We start from the raw sequence: 3308 nt of genomic DNA on the forward strand, positions 1-3308 counted from the left end.
AGCGCCGGCGGTATGCCATGTTCAACGACCCGGGGCCCGGCATCATTCCCCGCCGGCCGGCCCCGGCCATGGGACACCGAACCCCAAACCAGACATCGGACGCACCACGGATCAGCGCGCTCCTCGTGGCGAGGTCCGCGCCGGACCCCCAGCCCAGAAGCGGACATCAAGTACGCCGTGCGGCCAACAGGCGCGGACATGATGTGACGGCGCAGACTACTCACTGGCCCAGCGGGGCCGTTGATGCCCGGGTCGTCGGACTCAGTGGCAGTGGTGCTCGTCCGTTGCCCGGACCGGGGTGACCTGCGGGCGGGTCCACTGCGCCGTCGGGCGGCCGTCCTTGCGCCAGAAGCTGTACGTCGGGTCCTGCGGCCAGCCTTCGGGGGAGTCCTCCCACGCCTCCTGCCGGCCGTAGACGGTCATGTCGAGCAGCTTGAGCGAGCCCATGATCGCCTCGACGCCGCGGCCGGTCGTCTCGTAGGTGAGGTAGACCCGATCGTCCTGGCGGAGGTAGCAGGCGATGGCGCCGCTTTCGGCGAAGGCGGGTTCGTCGACGCCGTACGTCGAATACCACGGGTGGGTGTAGCCCATGAACTCCCGGAACGGTGCCAGCTCCTCGTACGGCCCCTCGCCGAAGACCGCGAACGTGATGCCGCGCGCCTCGAGGTAGACCGCGTTCTGGAAGTTCCAGATGCTGATGGTGCAACCCTCGCACTGCTCCTCGAACGGCTTGCCGAGGTGCCACATGTGCTTGTAGACGACGAGCTGGTCGCGCCCGTCGAAGATGTCGAGCATCGAGGTCGGGCCCCGCTCGCCGCCGAGCTTGACGGGCGCGATCTCGGTCATCGGGAGGCGGCGGCGCGCGGCGGCGAGTGCGTCACCCTCCCGGGTGTGCGCCTTCTCGCGGACGAGGAGAACGTCCCGCTCGCGAAGCCAGGTCTCGCGGTCGACGACGGGAGGGACGGCGCTCGTGTCGATGCTCTCCATGGTGGTACTTTAAACATAGTTCGTGCTCGTGTGAAGAGAGTGATTAGTCGGTTGCCTGTCAAGCGGACCTATGCCCACCTTGGCGACGCCTGCCGGGCGGCGAACGCCCTCGATCTGGTGGGCGACCGGTGGGCGCTCATCGTCGTACGCGAACTGATCCTCGGGCCCAGGCGCTTCGCCGACCTGCAGGATGCGGTCCGTGGCATCACCCCGGCCGTGCTCACCGACCGGCTCAGGTCACTGCAGCAGGCCGGCATCGTCGAGCAGGTGACCCTCACCGATCTGGCGCGCACCCGCGCGTACGCCACGACCGAGTGGGGACGTGGGCTGGAGTCCGTCCTGGGGTCGCTGGGGCGGTGGTATTCCGCCGGTCCGGACCCGAGCACCCACGGTGGCATGACCCCGGACGCCATGATCCTCGCCATGCGCGCCATGGCGCCGCCCGCGCCCGCCGACCTTCCGCCCACTGCCCTTCGCCTGTACGACGCCCGCCGGCCCGACCCGCCGATGCGCGACTACCACCTGGCCGCCGTCGGCCGTGTCCTGGACATCCAGGCCGGCGCCGCGGTGAACCCGGTGGCGACCGTGACCACCGAGTCGACGGTCTGGAGCCAGGTGCTCTTCGGCGGCCTGCCGCTCGCCGAGGCCGAGCGCGACGGAACTGTGCGCGTCGAGGGCGACCGGGACACGATCGAATGTGTCGTACGGCTGTACGTCGAGGCGTCGGAGCCCGACTCGGCGAGGGCGGACCGCGTTTCCGGTGGTTGAGCAGGTCGGCCCGTCGCCTGGACGCCTACGAACTGGCGAGGCAGGTGTCAGGCCGTTGTCCAGAGGGCCGAGATGGGCAGAGCGGTCAGGCCGTCGCCGAAGCTGAGCGAGTCCGTGCCGCAGTGGAAGACGAAACCGGCCCGGAACCGGTCGCCGAGGCGGCGTTGGAGGAGCCGGATGCCCCGGAAGTCCTCACCCCGGACCGTCTCCGACGCCTTCACCTCGATCCCGACCACATTGCCGGCATTGTCCTCCAGGACCGCGTCGACTTCGTACTGGTCGCGGTCCCGGTAGTGGTAGAGCCGGAGGGAGTGCCGTGCCCAGGTCAGTTGGCGGCCCAACTCGCCGAGGACGAAGTTCTCCAGGAGGCCGCCGAGTGGCGCGTCCGAGACCGCTCCGGCGGTGAGGTAGCCGGCCACCCCGGAGTCGACGAAGATGATTTTGGGGGTGGCCGTGGCTCGGGTCGTCGAGTTCGCGGACCAGGCGGGGACGATCCGGATGAGGTAGATGGTCTCCAGGATGTGCAGGTAGTTGCGAACTGTCGGCGAGGTGATGCTCAGTTCGCTGGCGAGCCGGTTGACGTTGAGCAGACCGGCCGTCTGGGCGGCCAGCAGGGAAAGCAGGCGGCGCATGTCGCCGACGCGTTCGATCTCCGCGACCTGCTTCACATCGCGTGCGATCAGGTCGGCCAGGTAGCCCTCGAAGAAGCGTTCGCGGCGTCGGGGCGCCTCCCGCCGGATCGCCTCGGGATAGCCGCCCCGGGCGGCTCGGGCCAGATAGTCCCGGCGGCGGAGGTCGGTCACCGGCGCGCGTAGCTCGGCGCCGTGCGCGAAGGCGGCATCCACGAAGTTGTCCGTGGTGCCGTCGATCTCGCCCTGCGACAGCGGCCACAGCTCGACGGTCTCGGAACGCCCAGGAAGTGAGTCCGGCACGCTCCGCAGGCCCAGTAGGCGGGCCGAGCCGGTGAGCAGGAAACGGCCCGGCCGCGGGTCACGGTCGACCAGGTTCTTGATTGCGAGCCAGAGGTCAGGGACCCGCTGCACCTCGTCGATCAGCATGAGGCCGTCGTGACGTACGAAGCTGACCGGATCCGCGGCTGCGGCGGCGCGGGTGCCCGGATCGTCGAGGAAGCGCGCGACGCCGTCCGAGTGGTGCCGCAACACCACCTCGGCGAGCGTGCTCTTGCCGACCTGCCGGGCGCCGTTGACGACCACCACCCTCGTGTCGGCCAGAGCCTCCAGAACCAGGTCGGCCGCTCGTCGGGGCAGGTAGTCACCAGCTCTGCGCATGACCTGATCATACGCCCGACTTTCCTTCTGCCGAAGGATCTCCTTTCAATCTGCCGAGCAGTTGACCATCCTTCTGCCGATAGCTTGACCTTCGATTCGCCGAGGTGGAGCCTTCGATCTGCCGCCGTCGACGATCCCGCCACCGAGAGTGTCGTCCTTGCAGATGACGAAGGGCCGACCCCGGGTTGGGGTCGGCCCTTCGTGGTTGTTCGGTTGGATCGGTGGAAGGAAGGGACCCTTCTTAACGCCTGGTGTAGAGGAAGG

General features: G+C 68.9%; 3 protein-coding genes. 1 reads left to right on the forward strand and 2 read right to left on the reverse strand.

The window, feature by feature from the left end:
- Window positions 1-261: 261 nt before the first annotated feature.
- The gene (locus tag AB0M52_RS32445) at window positions 262-987 is read right to left on the reverse strand and encodes a DUF899 family protein (protein ID WP_363961578.1); all 726 of its coding nucleotides are present in this window, start codon (window positions 985-987) and stop codon (window positions 262-264) included.
- A gap of 51 nt (window positions 988-1038) precedes the next feature.
- Between AB0M52_RS32445 and AB0M52_RS32450 the strand changes: the two genes are divergently transcribed.
- Window positions 1039-1755 carry a helix-turn-helix domain-containing protein gene (locus AB0M52_RS32450; RefSeq protein WP_363961580.1) on the forward strand — a complete coding sequence of 239 codons (717 nt, stop codon included), beginning with the start codon at window positions 1039-1041 and terminating at the stop codon, window positions 1753-1755.
- 47 nt (window positions 1756-1802) lie between these two features.
- Here the strand turns inward: AB0M52_RS32450 and AB0M52_RS32455 are convergent, their stop codons facing one another.
- Window positions 1803-3044: an ATP-binding protein gene (locus tag AB0M52_RS32455; protein WP_363961582.1), complete on the reverse strand. Its 1242-nt coding sequence runs from the start codon at window positions 3042-3044 to the stop codon at window positions 1803-1805.
- Between the last annotated feature and the right edge of the window lie 264 nt (window positions 3045-3308).

Origin of the sequence: Micromonospora sp. NPDC051296 (assembly GCF_040682255.1) — a bacterium.
GTDB classification, from domain to species: domain Bacteria; phylum Actinomycetota; class Actinomycetes; order Mycobacteriales; family Micromonosporaceae; genus Micromonospora; species Micromonospora craterilacus.